An 18,699-nucleotide genomic window follows, 5' to 3' on the forward strand; every position below is an offset into this window, starting at 1 on the left:
TGGGAGGAGCAGAATGAATCAGTCGTTTGTTTCAAACAATTGTTTGAAATCTAGGCCCAAGCATCCCTCAAGTCAAGCCAAGTCAAACCGGATACGGGTATCCGGCTCAACGATCAGTCACAGAATGGCAATCAGTTGGGAGAAGATAGCAGCGGGGCGAGATCGAGGTGGGCGGCGCCCTGGCGGTAGTCGCCGGATGCATCGTGCGGCAACACGCCGAGGCAGGGGGCGGGCAGCAGCGCTTTCAACGTCATCAGATTGGCATCCGCACGGGGCATGTTCGCTTGCGGCCCGCGCACGAAGTTCGCAATCCAGCCCGCCAGCCGCAGGCCGTCGCGGCGAACGGCCTCCGCGGTGAGCAGCGCGTGGTTGATGCAGCCGAGTTCCATGCCCACCACCAGAATCACCGGCAGCTCCATCTCCCTGGGCAGGTCGGAAAGAAAGGTCCCCGGCGTCAGCGGCACCCGCCAGCCCCCCGCCCCCTCGATCAGCACCAGATCCGGTTTGCCACTGATCACCCCGCGGCAGATGCCCACAAGGCGTGAAGCATCCAGGCGCTTACCCGCCTCCATCGCCGCGATATGCGGTGCAATCGCCGGCTCCAGAGCCACCGGATTGACCTGCTGATACTCGAGATCCTGGGTCATCGCCTCCATCAGGGTCAGCGCATCCCTGTTGCGCAACCCTTCCGGCGTCTGTTCACACCCGGAGGCCACCGGCTTGATCGCCGCCGTAGTGAGTCCTCGCTCCGCCGCTGCCACAAGCAGCGCCGCCGTCGCATAGGTCTTGCCCACCTCGGTATTGGTGCCGGTCACAAAAAAAGTACTGGTCACGGAATCTTCCTCATTCACTTCGGTCTTTCAGATTCTGATCTTTTTGTTTGACGCCCCTTTAAACGTCAACTACTTGCTGATAAATTGACCACTCGGAGCAATATTCATACAACCCACCTCGCCTTAAATCGGTCCGGGTTAGGATAATTGCCTAATAAAACCCCCGGCCCTGGCCTGGGTTGGCAGTCAGGGACAGCGCTGTCAAGACGCTTTTGCGCCACCAAGTCGCACCGCGCAACCACATTGCTTTTCCTCTGGCGAATCAACTCGCCCGGAACTCCCCGCTTAGCCAGGGATGTGGAAGTGCGAGAGCAAGGATGCTGATTTTTACGCCCCGGAATGTAACAACAAATGCCATAACTACCGAAGAGAGCCATGCGATACCTGAAACTTAGCCTGATTGCCCTACTGCTGTTACCGACCCTCGCGTTTGCCAAGTTAAAGCCTGTAGACGAAGTTGTGGTCTACAAATCCAAGCACCTCATGCAACTGAAGCGCAACGGTAAAGTCGTGAAAAGTTACAAAGTGGTGTTTGGCAAAAACCCCATTGGCCACAAACAGTACGAGGGCGACTCGCGCACCCCCGAGGGGCGTTACACCCTCAACTGGAAAAAGAAAAACAGCACCTTCTACCGCGCCATCCAGGTTTCCTACCCGAATGCGGCCGACCGCGCGCGCGCGGCCAAAATGGGCAGAAGCCCCGGCGGCTCCATCATGATTCACGGGCAAAAGCCGACCTGGAAAAATATCGAGAAATACCTCACCAAGATGAACTGGACCGACGGCTGTATTGCCGTAACCAATCCGGAAATGGACGAGATCTGGGCGATGGTGGATACCGGCACGCCGATTGAGATTTTCCCCTGAACTAGCAACTTGGCAGCTTCGACCCCGCTAACGGAGTACTGATTCCAGAATCGAAGGTGAAGCCCCGGGTAGGGGTTTTCAGGATCGTCGGCAACAGGGATGTTGCCGACGAAGCGTACAGGGATGTATTCACAGCGGTCCTGAAAACCCCTACCCGGGGCTTCATCGCCACTTAACTTGAAACAAAGTACTTTACTCGCCCTGATAGTACTCCGGCGCCAAGTCATCAAACCGCGTGTACTTGCCCACGAACGCCGCGCGGCAAGTACCAATCTCACCATTCCGCTGCTTGCCGATAATCAGCTCGGCGATGCCCTTGTCCGGGCTGTCCTCGTTGTAATACTCATCCCGGTAGATAAACAGGATCACATCCGCATCCTGCTCAATCGCCCCCGACTCCCGCAGATCCGAGTTCATCGGCCGCTTATTCGGCCGCTGCTCCACCCCCCGGTTCAACTGCGACAACGCAATCACCGGGCACTCGTACTCCTTCGCCAACCCCTTCAACGAGCGCGAAATCTCCGAAATCTCCTGAGTACGCCCCTCAGTACTGCCCTTCACCTGCATCAACTGCAGGTAATCCACCATGATCATCGCCGGCATCGCCCGGCGCTCCGCATCCTCACGCGGCAGCCGCGGGTCCGCCTGCATCAATTTGTTCGTATGATCGCGCACCGTGCGCTTCACCCGCGCTCGCACCTCACTGGGGGACAGACCCGGCGTGTCATCGATATACAAGCCCTTACCCTTCATCTTCTGCACCGCACTCGACAGCTTCGGCCAGTCCTCCTCCTGCAACTTGCCGTTGCGAATACGGCCCTGGTCGATCTTGCCGATGGACGACAGCATCCGCATCACCAGACTGTCCGACGGCATCTCCATACTGAACACCAGCGTCGGCTTCTCCTGACTCAGCATCGCCGCCTCAACGAAGTTCAGCGCCAATGCGGTCTTGCCCATAGAGGGACGCGCAGCGAGGATGATCAGCTCCCCCGGCTGCCAGCCGGAGGTGCGCTGATCCAGCTCCGTGAGTCCGGTGCTGAGGCCGGTGATATCCCCTTCGGACTTGAACAGCTCGTCGATGCGCTCGACGGTCTTTTTCAGCAGCGCATCGACCCCGACAAAACCGCCCTCTTTGGCGCGGCCCTCCGCGATCTCCGTCACCCGGCGCTCCGCCATCTGCAGCAGATCGATAGAGCTCAGGCCACCGGGATTGAAACTGGTGCGACTGATCTCGCCGGCGGCGGCGATCAGCTGGCGCAGCATCGAGCGCTCGCGCACGATCTTGGCGTAGGCAACGATGTTGGCGGTAGATGGGGTGTTTTCCGCGAGTTCCGCGAGATAGGCGGGGCCGCCCACATTTGCCAGCAGGTCGCGGCTGGCGAGGCCCTCGGCCAAAGTGACGATATCCAGCGGCTGCTCACCGCCGGAGAGTTCCAGCATCACTGTGAATATGGTGCGATGACTGGCGACAAAGAAATCCGATTCGCTGAGCTGTTCTGCCACCGCGTCCAGACGGCTGGCATCCAGCATCAGGCCGCCGAGCACAGACTGCTCCGCCTCCACCGAGTGCGGCAGGGGGGAACTGGCCTGGGAGTCCTGGGTTGCCTCTGCGGGCTGGGCGTATTCGTTCATCTTTTGCGTGGGCAATTTTTATCGGGCACAAAAACAAATCGGGCGCCGCATTCGCCACCACCAGTCAGAACCGGCAGGGGGAATCCAGCGCCCGATTGTAGCGCGGCTCAACCGCAAACGGGCAATTCCGTTTGCGGCAAAGTGCGCGGGATCGCGGCAATCGCTTATTCGGCGACTACAACAACCTTAACGGTGGTGATCACGTCGGAGTGCAGCTGCACGTCCACGTCGAACTCGCCCACTTCGCGCAGCGCACCTTCCGGCAGCTTCACTTCGGCCTTGTTGACTTCAACACCGGCAGCGGTGATCGCTTCAGCGATGTCGCGCGTGCCGATAGAGCCGAACAGTTTGCCTTCGTCGCCAGCGTTGGCGGCGATGGTAACAGTCAGTTCAGCCAGCTTGGCTGCGCGTTCTTCCGCGGAGCCCAGTTTGGCTGCGGCAGCCGCTTCCAGCTCAGCGCGCTTGGCTTCGAACTCAGCGATATTCGCTGCGTTGGCCAATACCGCTTTGCCGGTAGGCAGCAGGTAGTTGCGGCCAAAACCGGCTTTGACTTCAACGCGGTCGCCCACTTTGCCCAGTTTGCCTACTTTGTCGAGCAGAATAACTTCCATCTCGGAACCCTCAGTTTCAGTTCTTGTGCGCCGCTCAGCGGTTGTTGCCAGAGCGTGCGCGAATATCAATCCAGCTATCGATCAGTGCCAGTCCGCACAGGAACCCGGCCAGCGGCAGCGCCGCGATCACCAGGGTGATGTACATGGCAATCAGCGGTCCGCGCCCCCAGCCCTTGCGGGCCACCAGCCAGTGGATCAGGCAGATGCCCGCCACCATCATGGGAAAGGCCGCTACTGCGCCCCAGAACACCAGGTGTTCATTCACGAGACAGTAGATCCACAACAACATGCCGGCGCCAGCGACGGGGATCGGCATGCGCAGTGCATGCAACTCCTCGCGCAACCCGCCGGGGTTGTACAGCGTGGCCTGCCACCAGCGCCCCAGAATCAGCGCCAGCGCGGCGCTGATCACCGATACCCAGCACAGGTATCCGGTGGCCTGGCTCTCGCTGGCGAATGCCTGGCTGAGCTGTTGTGCCTCGGGGCTCTGCGCCCCGCCCGCGGCCTCGGTGATCGCCTGAGACAGGCTCTCCACCACGCCGCCGGCCACCTGGGAGGTCACCAGTATGCCGAGCGCCGAGGCGGCGGTGAGTGCCACCAGCGCCCAGCTCCAGGAGCGGGTGGCGCGCAGTACCAGCGCCCCGGCCAGCACCCCCACAAAGTGGGTGATGGCCATTCCCGCCATCAGCGGTGTCATGTAGCCGGCAGCGGCGGCGGCAACCAGCGGCAGCAGCGCCCAGGCCAGAACAAACAGGCCGTCACCACTGCCTCGGCGCAATCCCACCAGTGCAAGCACCGCGGGACTGATCAGCGGGATTCCCACCATGGTGAGGATCACCGCCCGCACGCGCGATCGCATGGCAAATTCAGCGATGGCGCGCACTAGATAGCTTCTCTGTTAATACAGTGCTTACGAAGCATCTGGAGCCTAGGCTCAGGCTTCGTGGCTGTCCGTGTACGGCAGCAGCGCAATGTAACGCGCGCGCTTGACCGCGGCGGCCAGCTGACGCTGATACTTGGCTTTGGTGCCAGTGATACGGCTCGGTACGATTTTGCCGGTCTCAGAGATGTAGGCTTTCAGGGTATCGAGATCTTTGTAGTCGATACGCTTTACGCCTTCAGCGGTGAAACGGCAGAACTTACGACGACGGAAAAAACGTGCCATCAGATTATCCCCTTACTCTTCGTCTTCGGATTCATCGGAGGACGCATCATCATCAGCGCCGTCGGAGGAATCGTCTTCGTCGCGCTCGGCGCGCTCACGGCGCTCGGAACGCTCGGCACGAGCAGCCTTGCGCTCGCGAGACTCTTTCTCTGCCTTCAGGATCGGGCTTTCTTCGGTGATGGCTTCGTCTTCACGGATCACCAGGTTACGCAGCACCGCATCGTTGTACTTGAAGTTGGTGGTCAGTTCCGCCAGCGCTTCTTCAGTACACTCCACATTCATCAGAATGTAGTGGGCCTTGTGGATTTTGTTGATCGGGTAAGCCAGGCGGCGACGGCCCCAGTCTTCCAGACGGTGAACGCTGCCACCGCTTTCCTTGATGGTAGAGGTGTAACGCTCAACCATACCGGCAACCTGCTCGCTCTGGTCCGGGTGAACCAGGAATACAATTTCGTAATGACGCATTTTTGCTCCTTACGGGTTAAAACAGCCTCCTGGCTTGCCGCGACCTTGTTGTAGCGGCTGCCCGGTGAGGCAAGGAGTACGCAATCGGGCCACAATGGGCCTGTTGCGGGCGGCGTATTCTATGCGCCTCCCCAACTGGTTGCAAGTTGAGCGATCCAGACCGGCAGCCCGCGCTTTGCGGCGCCGGGGGGTCCTGTCGAAACGGCCCGACGCCGGGAGCGATCTGGTCATGGGCTGCTGGGCCTGCGGCGTATAGTCTCTCCACAACTTCTCGCAGATCTATCCGGTAACGCAGTTCATGACCGCAGAGACAAACGGCACCCAGGTGCGCCACTTCCAACTCGGCGAGTTCCGTATACCGCTGACCATGCGGCGTCTGGAAGGCGACCGCCCGCTCGCGCTGGTACTGCCGGCGCTGGGTGTGCCCGCCGTCAAATACGCACGGCTGCTGGACTGCCTGAATGGGCGCGGCTACCACACCGCCATCTGCGAATTGCCCGGCACTGGCGCAAGCCAGCCGCAGCCGAGCCGCAGCGCTGACTACGGCTACAACGATCTGGTGTTCACGTGGATTCCGCAGGCGCTGGCGGCGGTGCGGGAAGAATTCGGACAGGACCCGGAACTGATCCTCGGTCACAGCATCGGCGGCCAGACAGTGACCCTCGCCGCGCGCGCCGGGCTTACCGGCAGCGCCCAGGTGGTCAGCGTGGCCGCCGGGCATCTGGACAGCCGCAGCTGGCGCGGCCTGAAGCGCGTCTCGGTGCTGGGTGCTGCGGTCATCGCTCACGCCAGCACCCGCGTACTCGGCTATTTTCCCGGCAGGCACATGCGGTTTGGCGGGCGCGAGGCATCGACCCTGATGCGCGACTGGGGTAACGGCATCCTTCGCGGTCGCTTCGCACCCGAGGCCCGGCTTCCCGCCCCGGCAACCCTGTGCCGCCGGCCGCTGCATCTTTGCATTGAGCGCGATCCCTTCGCGCCGATGAATGCCACCCAGCGCCTTGCGGGCCTGGTGGGCGGCGCCGTGCGCCAGATTCCCGCAACCCACCCCAGTGGCAACCCGCACCTGAGCTGGATCAGGAACCCGGAGCCGGTATTGGATATAGTGCACTCCTGGATGGACGCCGCTGGAGACTCCTGGTCCCTTTGAGGCACTTTCACGTGAGGCACTGGCACTTGAGGCACTGGCACGCCCATGCGTCTTACCCGATCAGCAGTGAAACGTACTCAGCGACCCTGAGGTAACGGGAGAGAGCCATGGACCCGATGATTGTCCAATTCGACAACGCCGTATCGGCGGATTACTGCGCGCAGATTATCCAGCGCTTCCAGCTGTCCCCGGACAGGGCTGCCGGTCGCACCGGTTCCGGAGTGGATGTCGCCAAGAAAGAGAGCTCCGACCTCTACCTGTCCAACTACGAGACGTGGCGCCAGGTCTGCCACGACGTCAACAGCGTGGTATACGAGGCCCTCACCGGCTACTGCCGCCGCTACCCACACATGCTGACCGGCGCCGTATCACCAAGCATTCGCGACGAATCCGGAAGCGATGTACGCACTCTGACCGCCGTAGATATCGAGGGCCTCGACGAGCCTCTGCTGAAACAGCTGGTGGCGAGTTTCTACCGCTTCGACGGCATCAATATGCAGCACTACCGCAAAAACAGCGGCGGATATCACCACTGGCATTCCGAGCACTTTCCCCATCCGACAGACCCGGAGCAGAAATCGCTGCACAGGGTGTTGTTCTGGCTGCTGTTCCTGAACGATGTCGAGGAGGGAGGAGAAACCGAATTTTTCTACCAGAACGCCAGGATCAAACCCCGCGCCGGAAGGCTGCTGCTGTCGCCCTGCAGTTTTACCCACACCCATCGCGGCAACGTGCCGGTCTCCGAGGACAAATACATTCTCACGTCCTGGGTGATGTACCGCCCGGCCCATCAGCTCTATGGCAAGCCCCCTGGCTGAATGCGCAATACTGGGAGACCGACCTTGAAGAGCGAGTCACCAATTTCTGCAATTTTCCATTGAGGGATTCCCCGCGCCCGGCGTTATACAGAGGTGTCGCGAAAATAACCCAGAAACAATAACAATAAATTGTAGGGACCCAAGAACAACAAACGGGATCTTCTCGGCTGAGGGGCGGCTCCGCCCCCTCCTCTTTTCTTCTTTATATCCGGCCTCAACTTCGCCGCTTGTCAGAACACGTAACTGGCACCAAAGCTCAGCTCCGTCTTGTCGAAGTCGTAGATATCCTGGTTTTCCCGGTTGTCGATGCTCTGCAGCTTGCCATCCAGGCTGAACGACGGGGTCAGCCGGTAGCGGGTGGAAATCCAGGTCCTGAAGCGGTCGGACTCCCGCTGGTACTCAAACCATTCACCACTATCATCGGCAATGCGGTTGTTACCGTCGTACACGCTGCGGCGGTATTCAACCCCGGCGCGCACCTCCCAGCGACTCAGGAAACGCCAGCGGATGTCGGTGCCAAAGGCGTGGCGCAAGGGCGAGTAGCTGTAGTAATCGTCCGCCGCCTGTTGCAGGTCCGCGCGGTCGTTGGTGTCGAACAGATAATAGATGCCCATTTCCGCGCCGCCGAACGCCTGGCGCTCGGCACGCGCGGAGAAGCGCTGCCGCCAGCCGTCCAGATAGCGGTAATTCTCGCCACCGGCGTAATAGGCGGGAACATAGGATAGCTGCACGCCGATACCGCCGAACTCACGCCTGGCGCGCGCGATCAGCTGCAGTTGACGGCTGACCTGCTCCCCGCCCAGCGTGACCAGTTCAGCACCGGCCCCGGTTTCCAGCAGCCAGCCCGCCCATAGGCTGTCCCGCGACAGGTTTGCGCTGAGGCTGCCGAGGTTCAGGCTGTCGAGTTCGCTGTAGCGGCGGGTGAATCCATAACCGTGCACACGCCAGCCATCCGTCTCACTGCCGGCGAGCCGGTACTGCCCCCAGGCGAACAGCTCGAAAAACTGGTCTTCGCCCACCGCATCCTCCGCCAGCAACTCGTTTTTCACCGCGTAGGGATTGTCATCGAAGCCGGCGTTGACGCTCGCCATTGCCAGCCACGGGCGCGGCGCCGCCGATTCGCCGCGCGCCACCAGGCGGCCGAACTGCAGTGCGGCGAGCCGCTGCAGTTTTGGCGACGAAGCGTGTTCACTCACCCGCCGGAAATGCCGGGATGCCAGCGTCTGGTCGCCCTGCCGGCGCGCTACCAGCCCGAGGTTGTATTCCGCCAGATCCCGCCACTGCGGCTCCAGCAGCAGCGGCTGGAAATACCCCGACGCCTCACGGTAACGCCCGAGGCGGAACAGGGTGACGCCGAGATTGAACCTGAGCTTCGCGCTGCGATTGCCAGCGGCCTCTGCCTCGCGGAACAACAGCAGCGCCTGCGGGTAATCCCCCTGGCGAAACGCGGCCACCGCACGGCCGGTGTCCGTGGCGGGCTGCGCCCAGGCGCAGAGTGACGTGGTCGCCAGCGCGGCGGCCACAAACAGAAACCGGATGAACTTGTGCATTCCCTGCCTCGATCAGATCCATGATGAACAACCGCGCCGGAGGTGCACCCGGCACCTCCGGCGATTACCTGCCTGTAGGCTTTCGCTTAGCCGCCAGAGCCCGCGTCCGCACCAGCGGTGCTATCGCCGCGCAGGGATTCGAGCAACCCATTCACATCGTTCATATCGCCCATGTCGCCGCGGGCCTCTTCGGGCAGCGCGCCAAAGATGTCCTGAATCATTTGCTCGATCATGCCCTGCATTTCCGCGCTGGTGAGCCCATTCTTCAGTGCTTCTTCCACCGCTTCGCGCGCCGACTCCACGGCCTGCTGCGCCTGCTCATTGGCGGCCAGCGCAGAGGCCTGCGCCCCCGCCACCAGTTCCGCGCGGCGCTCGGCCATATCCGCCAGCAGCGCCTGATGCTCGGCGGAGTCGCTGCCCGCTTTGCCCGACTGCATTTCGCGCGCGGCTTTGATTGCAGCGAGCGCCGCAGCCAGCCGCTGCTCGGCGATTTCGCGCACCTCTTCGGGCAATTCGATGGTGTTCAGAAAGTCTTCCGCGCTGGCAGCATCGTCGACCACCTGCAGGGTGATATCGAGGTCCGCGCCTGCGTCTATCGTCTCCGCGCCAGCGCCTGTCGCGTCCGGTGCGCTGGCAATGTCCTGCTGAGCGGCAGCGGGTTCCGCGACAAGTAACAGCGATGCCAACAGTGCGCCAATCATCAGTGTGTCGCGTTTGCTCAGTTTGCTTCCGTACATGGTATTTACCTCGGTTGTCGGTTACTCGTGTCAGATCTTGGTGAAGGATTTTTCAGCCGGAGGAATGGCATAGCGCAGAATTTTTTTTGCGCCTTGGTATTCCACCTCCACGATCAGTTCGCTATCGGACAGCGCACCCTCGACCTCCAGCGGCAGAGTGATGCGATTGCCACCGGCGGGGATATCCGCCTGCCATTGCAGGGTCTGGAGATTGCCAAAGCCCTGCAGACGCGTTTGCGCAGGTAATTGCACGCGGATCGTCGCGCCGATCAGTTCGCTCGGGCTATCAAGACGCAGGTGAACCGGCCGCAGCGACGCCTGCGCCGCTGCATAGGTATGTGTACGATTGCCCTCGGGCGACGGCAGCGCCGGCGCCAGCACCATGCCCAGTACCAGACTGGCCGCCATTCCCAGTGTCAGCACCAGCGGTGAACGCGCCCGCGGCCGTTCCGGCGATGCCGCGGTGCGCGGCAGAATTTGCGTGAGCATCCGCGCCTCGAAGTCGTCGCCGGGATTCGGTACCGGCATGGCCGCAAGTGCGCGCAGGAGCTGTTGCTGCTGGATGTGCGCGCGACAGTCGCTGCACCCGGCAATATGTTTCGCGAGCATGCCGTGACGGGTGACGGATTGCAGCGACATGCGATCCGTCCGATCCACCGCATATCGCACCTGTCTGCACAGGGTGTTTTCCTCAGCGCTCATTTCCTCTACCTCCTCAGTCCGCCATCAACTGGCCTGCGCCAGTATTTCCGCCTCTGCACCGAGCAATTGCTGCAATTTTTTTCTCGCCCGGTGCAGGCGCGATTTCACCGTGCCTGTTTCCGTCCCGAGGATGTCAGCCACTTCCGCCACGGTGTAGCCCTCGACATCGTGCAGCAGCACGGTATTGCGCCAGGATTCGGGCAGCGTCAGCAGCGCGCGCTGGAGATCCAGCCGTGCTGTATTCTCGAGATCGGGCATTAGGTCGGCGCCGGCATCGGACAAGTAGGCATCCTGGCCGTCGTCGAGACTAACGGCACTGTCTACCGCGCAGCGCCGCTGTCGTCGGTAACCGTCCACAAACCGGCGATACAGCACCTTGGCCAGCCAAGGCCGCAACCGCGCCACCGCATCCAGCTCCGCTACCTGCGGCAACAGCGCGGCGAGCGTGTCCTGGATCAGGTCTTCCGCTTCATCCGCACTGCCGGTGAGCCGGTAGGCCAGGCGGTATAGCGGGCGCAGATGGGGAAATACCAGCGCGACAAAACGATCTTCCCGCGCACGACGTCGATCAAAACACCAGATCTTCACTCCACACTCCCTTGCCCTGAAGCCCGCCACAACATCCATTGTGCTTCCTAAGTATCAACACGCTGTGGATGCGAAAAGGGTTCCCGAGCGCAAACAAAAATGTTTTAAAAATTTAAGCAGGCAGGAGCAGTGGGGAGAGCAGCAGGATCTGTCCCAGGTCTCAAATTCGCGAGACGGCAGACATTCCAGTGCCAGCAGTTTTTTTGTTGGCGCAAAGAAAAAGGTGGAGAAAGAGGAAAGAGGAAAGAGGAAAGAGAAGAAGCGTGCCGGCATTCACCCTGCTGGGAATGCCGGCAGCTCATGCCGATGGATCAGCCTGTGCGCTGACGCACGGCCTCAAACAGACACACGCCGGTTGCCACCGACACGTTGAGGCTGCTGACCTCACCCGCCATGGGGATCTTGATCAGGTGGTCGCAGTTTTCGCGGGTGAGGCGGCGCATGCCCGGGCCCTCGGCGCCCATGACGATGGCGATAGGGCCGGTGAGTTTGGACTGGTAAACGTCCTGTTCCGCCTCGCCGGCGGTACCGAAAATCCAGATGCCAGCCTGCTGCAGCATTTGCATGGTGCGCGCGAGATTGGTGACGGGGACGAATGGCAGCACTTCCGCCGCGCCGCAGGCGACTTTTCTCGCCACGGGGGTAAGTCCGGCGGCATTGTCTTTGGGGGCGATGACCGCGTGCACGCCAGCGGCTTCCGCCGAGCGCAGGCAGGCGCCGAGGTTGTGCGGGTCGGTGACGCCGTCGAGGATCAACAGGAAAGGGGTTTCGCCCTTGTCTTCCAGCTGTTGCAGCAGCGCTTTCAGATACTGTTCGTCGTAGACCTTGGTTTCGCCGGCGCAGACCGCCACCGCACCCTGGTGGTTGCCGTCGTCGCCGACCTTTTCATCCAGCGCGCGGCGATCCACATAGCGGATGACGATGTCGTTCTGCTCCGCCTGGCGGATGATTTTCTGCAGCTTCTGGTCCTTGCGCCCGCGCAACAGCAGCAGTTCCTGCACCTGCTGGGGCGCACTTTTCAAAAGGGCTTGCACTGCGTGCAAGCCGTAGACTAATTGCTGTGCCACTGATTATTTCTTCTTGCCGGATTTCTTTTTTGCGGATTTTTTCTGCGCAGCTTTTTTTGCCACCGCGGATTTAGCAGCCTTGTGTGCGGCCTTGCGCGCCGCTACCGCGGGGCGCTTGCCGCCCTTGCGGGTCGGGGTTTTGCTCGGGCCGCGTTTTTTTCTCGGCGGCTCGGCAGCGCTTTCGCCACCAGCTGCCGCAGACGCGGCTTCAGACGATGTGCCCCAAACCGATGGTTTCTCAGCAGACTGTTCCTCTGCGGAGGTCTTCCACACAGACTTTTTGGGCGCAGGCTCGATCACTTCCGCTTCGTCGCTGCCCACTTTGCGCTTGCGCGCCGGGCGCGGTGCATCGTCAGCGACGGCAGCGGTTTTCTTTTTCAGGCCAGCGCCCCAGGGGCTGGTCTTGTCGGAGCCGGAACTGAAATCGGACTTGCCCTTGCGCTTGCGTTCCTGTTGGAACTCCACCGCCATTTCCATGGCTCGACCGCTCACGCTAGTGGGCTCGGCGCCAGGTGCCGCGCTGGATTTTCTGGCCTTTGGCGCTCGGCGCGGCGTTTCATTTTCAATGGATGTTGCTGGTACTTCTGCGGACACGTCTGCGCCTTTCTTTGCTGTCTTGGGCTTGCGGTATTTCGGGTTGCGGTACGTCGGGCGCGGATGCAGCTCCACAAAGGTGAAGTCCACCTTGCGCTCCTCCAGATCCACCCGCGCCACCTGCACGGTGACGCCGTCGCCGAGGTGGAAACGCATTCCGCTGCGTTCGCCCACCAGGCGCTGCTGCGCCTGCTCGAACTGGTAGTAGTCCTTGGGCAGTGCAGTGACGTGAATCAGCCCCTCCACATACAGGTCGTCAATCTCCACGAACAGGCCGAAGCCGGTCACCGCGCTGATCACACCGCGAAACACCTCACCCACATGGTCCTGCAGGTATTCGCATTTGAGCCAGCTCACCACGTCGCGGGTGGCGTCGTCGGCGCGGCGCTCGGTCATGGAACAGTGTTCGCCGAGCTCCACCATGGCGGGGGGGGGTATAGGGCAGGATTGCCTCGCGCGTGAGGGCGTGGGCACCGGGTGCCGGGCGGACTTTTTTCGCCACCGCGGCGGGATTGGCGCTGCCGTTGCGGACCAACCAGCGCAGCCCGCGGTGCAACAGCAGATCCGGGTAGCGGCGAATGGGCGAGGTGAAGTGCGCGTAGGCGCGGTAGTCGAGGCCGAAGTGACCGCGGTTTTCCGGCTGGTACACCGCCTGGTTCATTGAACGCAGCAGCATGGTCTGGATGATGTGGAAATCCGGGCGCCCTTCCACTTCCTGCAGCAGCGTTTGATAATCGCTGGGTTGCGGCTCACTACCGCCCTCGAGACGCAGGCCGAGTTCACCGAGATATTCGCGCACATTCTCCAGCCGCTCCTGCTTGGGAATATCGTGTACGCGATACAGCGCCGGCAGTTCCGCCAGCTCCATCAGCTCCGCCGCGCACACGTTGGCGGCGAGCATGCACTCCTCAATCATCTTGTGCGCGTCGTTGCGCACCACCGGTACAATGCGCTCGATCTTGCGCGCGGCATCGAAAATGATCCGCGTCTCGGTGGTTTCAAAGTCGATGGCACCGCGGCGGTCGCGCGCACCGCGCAGCGCCTTGTAAAGGTCGTGCAGGTTGTCGATATGCGGAGTGAGCGCCGCGTATTGCTTGCGCAGACCGCTGTCGCGGTTGCCCCTCTCCTCCACCAGCTGACCCACCTGGGTATAGGTGAAGCGCGCGTGACTGCGCATCACGCCCTCTAAAAACTGGTAATCCAGGATATTACCGACATCATCGATGCGCATTTCGCACACCATGCACAGGCGATCCACCTCCGGATTCAACGAGCACAGGCCGTTGGAGAGTTTCTCCGGCAGCATCGGCACCACGAAATCCGGGAAATACACCGAGTTGCCGCGCTGGTGCGCCTCCACGTCCAGTGGCGTACCAACCGCTACGTAATGGGAGACGTCGGCGATGGCCACCAGCAGTTTCCAGTTGCCGTCCGGCAACACTTCGCAGAACACCGCGTCGTCGAAGTCACGCGCGTCTTCGCCGTCGATGGTCACGAGCGGCAGCTGGCGCAGGTCGATGCGCGCCTTCTTGTCCTCTTCCAGCACCTCGTCGGCAATGCCTTCCACCTGCGCCAGCACCGCGGCGGGCCAGGTGTGGGGGATGCCGTAGTTGCGGATGGCGACGTCTATCTCCATGCCGGGCGCCAGGTGGTCGCCGAGCACTTCGCTCACCTCACCCTGGGGCAGATTGTCGCGGCCGGGTTGCACGGTGATATCCACCACCACGTACTGGCCGCTCTCGGCCTCGCCGCACTTGCCCTCCGCGACCATGATGTCGAGGTTGATGCGCGGGTTGTCCGGGCGCACAAAGCACACACCATCTTCGCGGTACAGGCGCCCGGCAAGCTGGTGAGTGTTGTGTTTGATGACCCGCACCACAGCGCCCTCGCGCTTGCCGCGGAATCCCCCGGGGGTCTCGCGCACCAGCACTTCGTCGCCGTCGAACACCTTGCGCATCTGGCGGTGGGACAGATAGAGGTCGTCGCTGCCGTCGCCGGGAGAGACGAAGCCGAAACCGTCGCGGTGGCCGATGACACGGCCGCGCACCAGACTCATCTTGTCGAGTACACCGAAGTCGCCGGCGCGGTTGCTGGCGATCTGGCCGTCGCGGCTCATGGCGATCAGGCGGCGGCGCACGCCCTCGCGGCGGTCTTCGTCATCGAGGCTCAGCAGGTCTGCCACCGCTTCCCAGGAGACCGGGCCGGGCTGCTGTTCCAGCAGATCTAACAGGAATTCGCGGCTGGGGATGGGTTTGTCGTACTTCTCCGCCTCGCGCTCCGCGTGGGGATCTTCGGTGATAACGGAGGGTTTAGGTTTGTCTTGCTTCAAAACAGCTTCCATTGTTCTGCGATCGAGCGCGCGGTCTGCACGGCCCCGGTAGGCGCCCGGCGCAGTCGTGTGAGTGGGTGCAACGATCCGATCCAGTTGTCAGGATGGGTTCTGGAGTGGCGAATGCCGATAGCGGTCGGGCCACCGCTGGTGTTGCACATTGCGCGAGTATAAGCGATTTAGCGGCCATTTCCCGACCGGTTTTCTCGGGTGAATGGGGACGGCGCCAGCTGTCGGATCAAATGCCACAAAAAGCGTTGACACCCCCAGACCAAATCAATATAGTGCGCGTCCTCAACGGAGCACACCGTTGATTTGCCCAGGTGGCGGAATTGGTAGACGCGCTAGCTTCAGGTGCTAGTGGCCTTACGGTCGTGGAAGTTCAAGTCTTCTCCTGGGCACCATATCCGCAAAAAAGGCCGACTCGAAAGAGTCGGCCTTTTTTATTGCTCGCGTATCGCACTTGGCTGATCCCGTAGCGGCGCTGCTGCCGGAGGGCAGCAGCGCCTTCGCATCTGGGTTCCGAGCGCTTAACCTGTGTTGCGCATCCCCGCCGCAATCCCCGCGATCGTCACCATCAGCGCGCTCTCCAGCACCGGGTCCTCCTCGCGAGTGCGCAGGCGCGCCATTAGCTCCGCCTGCAGCAGATGCAGTGGATCCGTATAGGGATCGCGCACACGGATGGACCAGCGCATCACCGGATTGTTGTCCAGCAGATCCTTGCGCCCGGTGAGCTGGCTCAGGGCGGCAACGGTGCGTGCCAGGCGGCTGCGCAACTCAACACCCAGCCGCTGCAGCTCCGGGTCGTCCGTCAGCCGCTCTTCGTACCAGAGCGCCACGCGGGTGTCGGACTTGGCCAGCACCATCTCCAGCATATCCACCACAGTCTGGAAAAAGGGCCACTGCTCGCTCATGGCGCGCAGGGTATCCGGGGCATTTTCCAGGCCGGTTTCCAGCGCCGCACCGGTGCCGAGCCAGGCTGGCAGCATCAGGCGCATCTGGGTCCAGGCAAACACCCAGGGAATCGCGCGCAGGGTTTCCACCCCCCCGCCGGGTTTGCGCCGCGCCGGGCGACTGCCCAAGGCCAGGCGGCTGAGTTCGGTCTCGGGGGTGACGGTGCGCAGGTAAGACACCAGCGCCGGGTCGTCGCGCACCACCTCGCGGTAGGCGCGCACGGACGCCTGGGTCAGGCGGTCCATTTCCGCGCGCCACTCCGGGCGTGGTTCCGCCGGCGGCAACAAGGTCGCCTCCAGGGTTGCGGCCATGTACTGCTCGAGGTTGTAGGCGGCCACAGACGGGCGGCCGTACTTGAAGCGGATCATCTCGCCCTGCTCGGTTACACGGATACGCCCGGCCACGGAGCCCGGTGGCTGCGACATCAGCGCCATGCGGGTGGGCGAGCCACCGCGGGAGATGGAGCCGCCGCGGCCGTGGAACAGGGTCAGGGGAATGCCGTGCTCGCGGAAAATGCCGGTGAGCGCCTCCTGCGCGCGGAACTGCGCCCAGGCTGCGCCGAGGAAGCCTGCGTCCTTGGCGGAATCCGAGTAGCCGATCATCACCTCCTGGCCGGACTTCACGCGCTCGCGATAGAACGGAATCTCCAGCAGGGCACTCATGGTGCCGAAGGCGTTGTTGAGGTCGTCCAGCGTTTCGAACAACGGCACCACGCGCATGGGCTCGCGCACACCGGCGATCTTCTGCAGCAACATTACCGCCAGCACATCGGAAGACGTTTTCGCCATGGAAATGACGTAGGCCCCAAGCCCCTCCGGCCCCTGCTCGGCGATCACCTTGCAGGTATCGAGCACCTCGCGCACCTCATCGGTACAAAATTCGCTCTGATAGAAAGCGCCGTTGACCAGCGGGCGACGGCTTTCCAGCTCCGCCAGCAGAAACTTCTGCTTTACCTTCTCGCCCCAGCTGGCGTAGCTGCCGAGGTCCAGATAGCGGGTGATGGCGTCGATTACATTGGCGTGGCGGGTGGACTCCTGGCGCACATCCAGCTTCAGCAGGGTGATGCCGAAGCAGTTCAGGCGGCGCAGGGTGTCTTTCAGCTGACCGTCGGCAATGGCGCCGAGACCCACCTCGCGCAGAGAGCGGTCGATCAGGCTCAGCTCGCTGTATAGTTCGCGGCCACTGGCATATATCTCGCCCTCGGGTTCGAGGCCGCCGTTGACCCGCGCCTCCATTAGGGCGCGGGTATTGCGCAGACAGTCGCGCACTTCGCGCAACAGCAGCCGGTAGGGCTCCTGACTGGGGCCGGTGCGGGCCAGCAGTTCTTCGCTGGCGCGATGCATGGACAGGTCAGCCAGCAGGCTTTCCACATCCCGCAGGTAGAGGTCGGCGGCCATCCAGCGCGCCAGGGTCAGCACTTGGCGGGTCACTCTCGCGGTGACATTCGGGTTGCCATCGCGGTCGCCGCCCATCCAGGAGGCGAAGCGCACCGGCACCCAATCCGCGGGCAGCGGATCGAACCCGGCCAGTGCCAACTCGCCCTCGATATCGCGCATGCCCTGCGGCACGGCCTGCCACAGGGACTGTTCAATCGTGGCAAAACCCCACTTGGCCTCATCCACGGGGGTCGGGCGCTCGCGGCGGATTTCATCGGTGCTCCAGGCCGAGAGGATCTGCTCGCGCAACAGGCGGCGCAGGAGTTCCTCCTCTTCCGGCGTGGTGTCAGGGCGGTCCAGTTCGGTCAGCAGGTTGGCGATCTGGTCGTACTTGCGGATCAGGGTGCGGCGGGTAACCTCGGTGGGGTGCGCGGTGAGCACCAGCTCCACCGACAGCTCGGACAGTGTCTTACGGATCTTGTCCTGGCTTACATTGGCGCTCTTCAGTTCCGCCAGTACCTGGCGCAGGCCGCGGTCGGTATCCGGATCGCCGGGGAAGCGCTCGTGGCGGCGACGCAAGCGTTCGCGGTGGCGCTGCTCAGCAATATTCGCGAGGTTCAGGAACTGGCTGAAAGCGCGCGCCACTTCCAGCAGTGTTTCGTCATCCAGCGGATCCAACAGCTCCCGTAGTTTTCCTACAGGCATTTCCCCATGACTGCGGCTCTCGACCGCAACCTGCCGAATGGTCTCCACCGTGTCGTACAGCGCACCGCCGGCCTGGGCTCGCAACACGGCGCCGAGCTCCTCTCCGAGCAGTCGAACATCTTCTCTTAACGGAGCATTTTGGTCTTGATCCACGAAATACCTCCCCTTTACAGAATTTACTTTCGACGCATTTTTACATATTTCACGTCAGAGATTGATGCCCCTGACAATTTTTTGTAAAAAAACTACATAAAAGCACGCATACCCGACCCTTCTCCGGCTCCGTTTTTACGGGATATACCTACCAGTATCCAGAAGGTACAAACAGGTCACAACGGACAATTGACACGCCGCAGAAAACGGCTATAGTGCGCAGCCTCGGCGGAACGCACCGCCGTTTTGCCCAGGTGGCGGAATTGGTAGACGCGCTAGCTTCAGGTGCTAGTGGCCTTACGGTCGTGGAAGTTCAAGTCTTCTCCTGGGCACCATATTCGCAATAAAAAAGGCCAGCTCGAGAGAGCTGGCCTTTTTTATTGTCCACACCATTGTCCGC

17 protein-coding genes and 2 tRNA genes are annotated in these 18,699 nt (G+C 62.0%); 5 read left to right on the forward strand and 14 right to left on the reverse strand.

The genetic code is table 11. The annotated features are described in order from the left end of the window. Positions 1-131 precede the first annotated feature (131 nt). Positions 132-833: a dethiobiotin synthase gene (bioD, locus tag GNX18_RS12095; protein WP_138235123.1), complete on the reverse strand. Its 702-nt coding sequence runs from the start codon at positions 831-833 to the stop codon at positions 132-134. A 375-nt stretch (positions 834-1,208) separates the two neighbouring features. On the opposite strand from bioD, the gene GNX18_RS12100 reads away from it, so the two are divergent. Then, positions 1,209-1,700 (forward strand): murein L,D-transpeptidase family protein, encoded by a 492-nt coding sequence (locus GNX18_RS12100; protein ID WP_138235124.1) that lies wholly within the window; start codon positions 1,209-1,211, stop codon positions 1,698-1,700. Positions 1,701-1,892: 192 nt separating this feature from the next. Here GNX18_RS12100 and dnaB read toward each other — a convergent pair whose 3' ends face one another. The 5 genes from dnaB to rpsF form a co-directional block, all read right to left on the reverse strand. Next, positions 1,893-3,335, reverse strand: a complete 1,443-nt coding sequence (gene dnaB / locus GNX18_RS12105; RefSeq protein ID WP_138235125.1) for a replicative DNA helicase — start codon at positions 3,333-3,335, stop codon at positions 1,893-1,895. 164 nt (positions 3,336-3,499) lie between these two features. Continuing rightward, the gene (rplI, locus tag GNX18_RS12110) at positions 3,500-3,946 is read right to left on the reverse strand and encodes a 50S ribosomal protein L9 (RefSeq protein WP_138235126.1); all 447 of its coding nucleotides are present in this window, start codon (positions 3,944-3,946) and stop codon (positions 3,500-3,502) included. Between the two features lie 34 nt (positions 3,947-3,980). Further along, the gene (locus GNX18_RS12115) at positions 3,981-4,805 is read right to left on the reverse strand and encodes a hypothetical protein (protein ID WP_240913998.1); all 825 of its coding nucleotides are present in this window, start codon (positions 4,803-4,805) and stop codon (positions 3,981-3,983) included. Positions 4,806-4,880: 75 nt separating this feature from the next. Next, positions 4,881-5,111, reverse strand: coding sequence for a 30S ribosomal protein S18 (rpsR, locus tag GNX18_RS12120; RefSeq protein WP_138235128.1), 231 nt, complete (start codon positions 5,109-5,111; stop codon positions 4,881-4,883). Between the two features lie 12 nt (positions 5,112-5,123). Further along, complete coding sequence (gene rpsF / locus GNX18_RS12125) at positions 5,124-5,576, reverse strand: 30S ribosomal protein S6 (RefSeq protein WP_166218420.1); 453 nt, start codon at positions 5,574-5,576, stop codon at positions 5,124-5,126. Positions 5,577-5,874: 298 nt separating this feature from the next. Here rpsF and GNX18_RS12130 point away from each other — a divergent pair, with 298 nt between their 5' ends. Next, the gene (locus GNX18_RS12130) at positions 5,875-6,726 is read left to right on the forward strand and encodes an alpha/beta fold hydrolase (RefSeq protein ID WP_166218422.1); all 852 of its coding nucleotides are present in this window, start codon (positions 5,875-5,877) and stop codon (positions 6,724-6,726) included. A gap of 107 nt (positions 6,727-6,833) precedes the next feature. Next, the gene (locus tag GNX18_RS12135; RefSeq protein WP_166218424.1) at positions 6,834-7,544 is read left to right on the forward strand and encodes a 2OG-Fe(II) oxygenase; all 711 of its coding nucleotides are present in this window, start codon (positions 6,834-6,836) and stop codon (positions 7,542-7,544) included. A gap of 230 nt (positions 7,545-7,774) precedes the next feature. Here the strand turns inward: GNX18_RS12135 and GNX18_RS12140 are convergent, their stop codons facing one another. The 7 genes from GNX18_RS12140 to rnr all read right to left on the reverse strand — a co-directional run bounded on the left by GNX18_RS12140 (position 7,775) and on the right by rnr (position 15,111). Next, entirely contained in the window at positions 7,775-9,094 is a 1,320-nt protein-coding gene (locus GNX18_RS12140; protein WP_166218426.1) for a tetratricopeptide repeat protein, read from the reverse strand. An 86-nt stretch (positions 9,095-9,180) separates the two neighbouring features. After that, on the reverse strand, positions 9,181-9,831 hold the full coding sequence (locus tag GNX18_RS12145; RefSeq protein WP_166218428.1) for a hypothetical protein: 651 nt from the start codon (positions 9,829-9,831) through the stop codon (positions 9,181-9,183). A 30-nt stretch (positions 9,832-9,861) separates the two neighbouring features. Then, positions 9,862-10,533: a hypothetical protein gene (locus GNX18_RS12150; RefSeq protein WP_166218430.1), complete on the reverse strand. Its 672-nt coding sequence runs from the start codon at positions 10,531-10,533 to the stop codon at positions 9,862-9,864. 24 nt (positions 10,534-10,557) lie between these two features. Next, on the reverse strand, positions 10,558-11,121 hold the full coding sequence (locus tag GNX18_RS12155; RefSeq protein ID WP_166218432.1) for an RNA polymerase sigma factor: 564 nt from the start codon (positions 11,119-11,121) through the stop codon (positions 10,558-10,560). Between the two features lie 311 nt (positions 11,122-11,432). After that, positions 11,433-12,188, reverse strand: a complete 756-nt coding sequence (gene rlmB / locus GNX18_RS12160) for a 23S rRNA (guanosine(2251)-2'-O)-methyltransferase RlmB (RefSeq protein ID WP_166218434.1) — start codon at positions 12,186-12,188, stop codon at positions 11,433-11,435. 3 nt (positions 12,189-12,191) lie between these two features. After that, entirely contained in the window at positions 12,192-13,178 is a 987-nt protein-coding gene (locus GNX18_RS19865) for a S1 RNA-binding domain-containing protein (protein ID WP_371808071.1), read from the reverse strand. Continuing rightward, positions 13,096-15,111, reverse strand: coding sequence for a ribonuclease R (gene rnr, locus GNX18_RS12165; protein ID WP_371808072.1), 2,016 nt, complete (start codon positions 15,109-15,111; stop codon positions 13,096-13,098). Before rnr ends, GNX18_RS19865 begins: the two co-directional genes overlap by 83 nt. 317 nt (positions 15,112-15,428) lie before the next feature. Here rnr and GNX18_RS12170 point away from each other — a divergent pair. Next, positions 15,429-15,515: transfer RNA gene (locus GNX18_RS12170), tRNA-Leu, on the forward strand. Between the two features lie 126 nt (positions 15,516-15,641). On the opposite strand, the gene ppc is transcribed toward GNX18_RS12170, so the two are convergent. Next, positions 15,642-18,299, reverse strand: coding sequence for a phosphoenolpyruvate carboxylase (gene ppc, locus GNX18_RS12175; RefSeq protein ID WP_138235138.1), 2,658 nt, complete (start codon positions 18,297-18,299; stop codon positions 15,642-15,644). A gap of 248 nt (positions 18,300-18,547) precedes the next feature. Between ppc and GNX18_RS12180 the strand changes: the two genes are divergently transcribed. Further along, a tRNA-Leu gene (locus GNX18_RS12180) sits at positions 18,548-18,634 on the forward strand. Positions 18,635-18,699: the final 65 nt, after the last annotated feature.

Source organism: Microbulbifer sp. SH-1, from assembly GCF_011326135.1.
GTDB lineage: Bacteria > Pseudomonadota > Gammaproteobacteria > Pseudomonadales > Cellvibrionaceae > Microbulbifer > Microbulbifer harenosus.